Origin of the sequence: Streptomyces marokkonensis (assembly GCF_039539045.1) — a bacterium.
Lineage (GTDB): Bacteria > Actinomycetota > Actinomycetes > Streptomycetales > Streptomycetaceae > Streptomyces > Streptomyces marokkonensis.
Genome location: NZ_BAABCQ010000273.1, coordinates 1 through 6095, shown reverse-complemented (window position 1 = coordinate 6095; position 6095 = coordinate 1). Strand labels below are relative to the sequence as shown.

Sequence of the window (6095 nt, the reverse complement as noted above, 5' to 3'; positions counted from 1 at the left end):
TCTTTTGACGGGCCTCGCTCTTTATGACCGTTTTACGTGGGGCTTACATCACTTCCAGCCCTCGCGTTCGACTGTTTGGAAGAGCGCTGGTCGCCGTGCTGGAATGCCAGAACTGCCCCATGGTCAAAGACGTACTCAGCGGTAACGCGTAGTCGATGACGGACTGGGCTCTGAGACACAGCGGCACGACATAGGTGCCGACCGCCGAGAGGTTGTTGGTCGAGTGAGGCGAAGCAAGAACAGTCCCGAGCCATCGGCCCGGGGCAACTTCACCCCGCCGCCGCGCACAGCGGCGCCCGCCCCCGAGCCCGCTGCGGAACCCAAGGCCGCGCCGGCGCCGAGCAACGGCCGTTTCTCCCCGCGCAACTGGCGGGTGACCACCCGGCTGAACGCGATCCTGCTCATACCCGTGCTGGTCGGCCTCGTCATGGGCGGCGTCCAGGTGAAGAGCTCGATCGACACCTGGCAGGACGCCGAGGACGCGGAGAGTACCGCGCTCCTGGTGCGGGCCTCCCTCGGCTACGCCAGCGCCCTCTACAACGAGCGCGACCTCACGGCTGCGCCGCTGCTGCAGGGCAAGGGCCAGGAGGACGCGACCGTCGCCAAGGCCCGTCAGGCGACCGACGAGGCGGCCGACGCGTTCGACGAGGCGGCCCAGGGCATGCCCGGCAAGGCGGGCCTGGAGCGTCGGCTGAAGGTGTTCCGCGAGCAGGAGCCCAAGCTCGAGACGCTGCGCGCGGCCGCGTACACCTCCAAGCTCAAGGGCGTGGAGACCGAGGAGGGCTACACCGGGGTCGCCCATCCCCTGATGGAGTTCGCCAACGAGCTCGGTCTGGGCACCGGCAACATCACCTCCTACGGTCGTACCGTCTACGCGATCTCCCTGACCAAGGCGGCGCTCTCGCTGGAGCGCTCCATCGGTATGCACATGCTGGTCAAGCCGGGTCCGGATCCCAGCCACCTCGCCAGCCAGCGCGTCGCGCTCTCCTCGTACGCCTACCTGGAGCGCATCGCTCTCGAGGAGTACATCGGCGGCGGTACCGAGGCGGACGCGCAGAAGCTCGAGGACGCCCAGGCGCAGCTGAAGACGGACGCTGCGGCCATGGCCAAGGAGGCCCAGGCCAAGGACCCGGACTACGTGCCGCCGCCGGCCAACCCGACCACGATGGTCTCGGAACTGGCCCGGCTGACCTCCACCGACACCGGTGAACGGGTCGACCTGGCCGAGCAGGGCATCACACCGGAAACCTGGTGGGCGGTCAACACCCTCAAGTTCGACGCGTACAGCAAGATCGAGTCGGACCTGGCCGACAAGGCGGTGTCCGAGGCGTCCACGATCGCCGACGACGCCGAGCGGGACGCCTACCTCACGGGTGCCGCGGTCGTGATCGCGCTGCTCGCCGCGTTCATCCTGGCCGGCATGGTGGCCCGCCAGATGAGCCGCTCCATGCGCCAGCTGCGCAACGCCGCCTTCGGCATCGCCGAGCAGCGTCTGCCGACGCTGGTCGACCAGCTCTCCCGTACCGACCCCGGACGGGTCGACACCCGGGTCCAGCCGATCCCGATCACCTCGACCGACGAGATCGGCGAAGTCGCCCGCGCCTTCGACCAGGTACACCGCGAGGCCGTCCGGCTCGCCGCCGAGCAGGCCCTGCTGCGGGGCAACATCAACGCGATCTTCACCAACCTCTCGCGCCGCAACCAGTCCCTGATCGAGGGCCAGCTGAGCCTGATCACCGACCTGGAGAACAACGAGGCCGACCCGGACCAGCTGGAGAGCCTCTTCCGGCTGGACCACCTGGCCACCCGTATGCGCCGCAACGGCGAGAACCTCCTGGTCCTCGCCGGTGAGGAGCCCGGCCGCCGCTGGGACCAGCCGGTCCCGCTGGTCGACGTGCTGCGCGCCGCCTCCTCCGAGGTGGAGCAGTACGAGCGCGTCGAGCTGTCCGGCGTCCCGGAGGCCGAGATCCACGGCCGGGCCGTGACCGACCTCGTGCACCTGCTCGCCGAGCTTCTGGAGAACGCCACCACGTTCTCCTCCCCGCAGACCAAGGTCCGCGTCACCGCGACCCGTCTGCCCGACGGCCGGGTGATGGTCGAGATCCACGACAAGGGCATCGGCCTGACCGCCGAGGACTTCGCGGACATCAACCACAAGCTGGCCAACCCGCCGACCGTGGACGCCGCGATCTCGCAGCGCATGGGCCTGTTCGTGGTCGGCCGGCTGTCGGACCGGCACGGCATCCGCGTCCAGCTGCGCCCCTCCGGCGAGCAGGCGGGCACCACCTCGCTGGTCATGTTGCCGGACGCCATCACCCACGGTGGTGGCGGCGAGCAGCAGTCGCGCGACGAGTTCACGGTCTCGCAGATCATCCCGGAGCAGAACGTCCAGGGCGGCGAGAGCTTCGGTCAGGTCGGTCAGCCCATGCGGACCGCCGCCGAGCTGGGCTTCGACGACAGCCGGTACTCCGAGGTCCCCGACGACATACGCGGCCTCGACCCGGTCGGCCGCTCGCTGATGCGCGAGGAACGCCGCGCGGCCCTGGAGGCCCAGGCGCACCCCGAGCTGCCCGGCCCGGCCGAGCAGCACGGTGGCCGCGAGGAGACCGGGACACCCGGATACCAGGACCAGTTCACCGGCCAACAGCCGCTGTACGACCAGGGCCAGGGCGGCTACCAGCAGCAGAACGGACAGAGCGGCGGGTACGACCAGCAGTCGGCGTACCCTGACCAGCAGCAGGCGTCGTACGGCGACCAGTACTACGCGCCGGACGGCGGCATGCCGCAGGGCGCGGCCTACCCGGCGGGCGGCGGTTATCCGGCCCCCGCCTACGCGGAGCCGGGCCGAAACGGGCACCAGCCGGCGGGCTCCGGCGCCCAGGACAACTACGCGGCCTTCGAGCAGCGGCGTCACCAGGACGACTGGCCCCAGCAGGACGGTTTCCAGAACGGCTACCCGGACCAGTACTCCGCGAGTGCGCCCGAGGCGCAATCCGCGCAGGCCGCTGACGTGACCGAGGCGGACCGCGTAGGCTTCGACCGTCCGGTTCCGACCCCCTCCGCGACCCACGAGATGACCGACGCGGGTCTTCCCCGCCGCGGCTCCACCGCGAGCGGCACGGGCGATGCGGGGCACGCCGACCACGAGGCGCCGGCGGCCGCACAGGGGGCGGGCGCCACGGACAACTGGCGGTCGGCCAACGACGACCGCTGGCAGCAGGCCTCGACGCTGCGCAAGCCCAAGGCCGGCGGGGTGACCCCCTCGGGTCTGCCGCGACGCGTACCCAAGGCCAACCTGGTCGAGGGCGCCGCCGAAACCACTCCCCAGGGAGGCCCCCAGGTCTCCCGCGCCCCGGAGGACGTCCGGGGCCGACTGAGCAACCTGCGACGCGGCGTCGAGCGAGGCCGCAACGCGGGCAGTGAAACGAACGGCCAGGACACAGGGAATGAACACCGTGGTCCTGACAGCACCTACAACCAGGAGCGTTAGTGTGAGCCCGATGAGCCAGGCGGCGCAGAACCTGAACTGGTTGATCACCAACTTCGTGGAAAACACCCCGGGGGTGTCCCACACAGTGGTGGTCTCCGCCGACGGACTTCTTCTGGCGATGTCCGAAGGGTTCCCGCGCGACCGTGCCGATCAGCTCGCGGCCGTCGCCTCCGGTCTGACCTCGCTGACCGCCGGTGCCTCGCGCATCTTCGAGGGCGGCAGCGTGAACCAGACGGTTGTGGAGATGGAGCGGGGATTCCTCTTCATCATGTCCATCTCCGACGGCTCCTCCCTCGCGGTTCTCGCACACCCGGAGGCGGACATCGGCCTCATTGGGTACGAGATGGCCCTTCTGGTGGACCGTGCGGGCACGGTTCTGACGCCCGATCTGCGGGCGGAACTCCAAGGGAGCCTTCTCAACTAAAGGACAGACGGTGCGTTTTGGTGTCCCGTGGCCGTAAAGTTTCGGGACGCGGCTCCACAGTGATGGATGCCAGGCACAGTCGGAGGAGGAAAAAGTGGCAACACCCCCAGGCGGTCCGTCTTCGGGCAACTGGTCGTACGGTCCTGGCCAGGGCCGAGGCGACGGCTCGGCGAACGGATACGGCTACCCCTCCGTGCCGAGCAACCGGCAGCCGTACGCGCCGCAGGGCCCCGGCCCTTCGCCGTACGACCAGCCGCACGCGCCGCGCATCCAGCCCGTGCAGCCGCAGCGCCGCACCCCTGAGCCGGCGCCCGCCGGGGCGTCGAACAACCCCCTGGTGCGCCCGTACGCCATGACGGGCGGCCGCACCAGGCCGCGCTACCAGCTCGCCATCGAGGCACTGGTGCACACCACCGCGCAGCCGCACCAGATGCAGGGCCAGTTGCCCGAGCATCAGCGGATCTGCAACCTCTGCCGGGAGATCAAGTCGGTGGCCGAGGTCTCGGCCCTCCTGACGATCCCTCTCGGCGTGGCCAGGATCCTCGTCGCCGACTTGGCGGAGGCGGGCCTGGTCGCCATCCATCAGCCCGGCGGCGACGAGAACGCCGGCGGCCAGCCAGACGTGACACTGCTCGAAAGGGTGCTCAGTGGACTTCGCAAGCTCTAGCGGAGGGCCTTCCCGCTCCACCACTTCCGCGAAGATCGTGGTGGCGGGCGGATTCGGCGTGGGCAAGACGACGTTCGTCGGCGCCGTCTCGGAGATCAACCCGCTGCGCACCGAGGCCGTGATGACATCCGCGTCCGCGGGCATCGACGACCTCACCCACACGGGGGACAAGACGACCACGACGGTCGCCATGGACTTCGGACGCATCACGCTCGACCAGGACCTGATCCTGTACCTCTTCGGTACACCCGGCCAGGACCGTTTCTGGTTCATGTGGGACGACCTGGTGCGCGGCGCCATCGGCGCGATCGTGCTGGTCGACACGAGGCGGCTCGCCGACTGCTTCCCCGCCGTCGACTACTTCGAGAACTCGGGCCTGCCGTTCGTCATCGCCCTGAACGGCTTCGACGGCCAGCAGCCCTACAATCCGGACGAGGTCCGGGAGGCGCTGCAGATCGGGCCGGACACCCCGATCATCACGACCGACGCCCGGCACCGCGCCGACGCGAAGAGTGCGCTGATCACTCTCGTGGAGCACGCGCTGATGGCGCGGTTGCGCTAGCCGCGCGGCGCGCGGGGCGGTTCCGTCGCCGGGTGCGGATGGCTTGCGGCTGATCGCGCCCACGCGGCCGGCCGCACATCGGCACAGCCCCGCGCCCCTGGGCCGGTTGCCCGGCCCGGCGTCCAGCAGTAGTCCCGAACACATGTAGAGGCCCCTCCACAACGGAGGGGCCTCTACATGTGTTCGGGTCAGCGCCAGCTGTGCGGCGCGCGGAAGCCCGGCTCGCGTTCCAGGCGGCGCCAGCCCGCGCGGACGCGGCCGCCGCCGTGGGTGGGGGCGATCTCGACGGGGCGGGCGGCGGCGCGGGCCAGGAGGAGGGCCGTGATGGCGGCGACCTCCTCGGGCTCGGCGTGGCCCTTCTCGACGCGGATGTCGGGAGTGGACATGGACGTGGCTCCTCGGGTCACTGCGGCGGGTTGCCGTGCTTGCGGGAGGGCAGGTCGGCGTGCTTGGTGTGGAGCATCGCCAGGGACCTGACGAGCACCTCGCGGGTCTCGGCGGGGTCGATGACGTCGTCGACCAGGCCGCGTTCGGCCGCGTAGTAGGGGTGCATCAGTTCGGCCTTGTACTCCTTGACCATGCGGGCCCGCATGGCTTCGGGGTCCTCGGCGTCGGCGATCTGCCGGCGGAAGATGACGTTGGCGGCGCCCTCGGCGCCCATCACGGCGATCTCGTTGGTCGGCCAGGCGTAGGTGAGGTCGGCGCCGATGGACTGGCTGTCCATGACGATGTAAGCACCTCCGTACGCCTTGCGCAGGATGAGTGAGATGCGCGGCACGGTGGCGTTGCAGTAGGCGTAGAGGAGCTTGGCGCCGTGGCGGATGATGCCGCCGTGTTCCTGGTCGACGCCGGGCAGGAAGCCGGGTACGTCCAGGAGGGTGATGATCGGGATGTTGAAGGCGTCGCACATCTGGACGAAGCGGGCGGCCTTTTCACTGGCCTCGATGTCCAG

The 6095-nt window shown here is 69.9% G+C and carries 6 protein-coding genes; 4 read left to right on the top strand and 2 right to left on the bottom strand.

Features of this window, described 5'->3' with window-relative positions; translation table 11 throughout:
• Positions 1-223 precede the first annotated feature (223 nt).
• The 4 genes from ABEA26_RS34510 (at position 224) to ABEA26_RS34495 (ending at position 5143) form a co-directional block, all read left to right on the top strand.
• The gene (locus ABEA26_RS34510) at positions 224-3490 is read left to right on the top strand and encodes a nitrate- and nitrite sensing domain-containing protein (protein WP_345597832.1); all 3267 of its coding nucleotides are present in this window, start codon (positions 224-226) and stop codon (positions 3488-3490) included.
• Positions 3491-3500: 10 nt separating this feature from the next.
• Complete coding sequence (locus ABEA26_RS34505; RefSeq protein WP_055421938.1) at positions 3501-3914, top strand: roadblock/LC7 domain-containing protein; 414 nt, start codon at positions 3501-3503, stop codon at positions 3912-3914.
• Positions 3915-4008: 94 nt separating this feature from the next.
• On the top strand, positions 4009-4581 hold the full coding sequence (locus ABEA26_RS34500; protein WP_345597830.1) for a DUF742 domain-containing protein: 573 nt from the start codon (positions 4009-4011) through the stop codon (positions 4579-4581).
• Positions 4562-5143, top strand: a complete 582-nt coding sequence (locus ABEA26_RS34495; protein ID WP_009314218.1) for a GTP-binding protein — start codon at positions 4562-4564, stop codon at positions 5141-5143. Before ABEA26_RS34500 ends, ABEA26_RS34495 begins: the two co-directional genes overlap by 20 nt.
• Before the next feature lie 188 nt (positions 5144-5331).
• Here ABEA26_RS34495 and ABEA26_RS34490 read toward each other — a convergent pair whose 3' ends face one another.
• Both ABEA26_RS34490 and ABEA26_RS34485 read right to left on the bottom strand, forming a co-directional pair.
• Positions 5332-5529: an acyl-CoA carboxylase epsilon subunit gene (locus ABEA26_RS34490; protein ID WP_243780792.1), complete on the bottom strand. Its 198-nt coding sequence runs from the start codon at positions 5527-5529 to the stop codon at positions 5332-5334.
• Between the two features lie 17 nt (positions 5530-5546).
• Positions 5547-6095: carboxyl transferase domain-containing protein (locus ABEA26_RS34485; RefSeq protein ID WP_345597825.1), on the bottom strand; the 549-nt coding region annotated here is incomplete at its 5' end.

What these genes read in the sequence shown, in the direction of transcription:
- ABEA26_RS34505 (WP_055421938.1), top strand. Translation starts at nt 3,501, where the DNA reads ATGAGCCAGGCGGCGCAGAACCTGAACTGGTTGATCACCAACTTCGTG.
- ABEA26_RS34490 (WP_243780792.1), bottom strand. Translation starts at nt 5,529, where the DNA reads ATGTCCACTCCCGACATCCGCGTCGAGAAGGGCCACGCCGAGCCCGAG.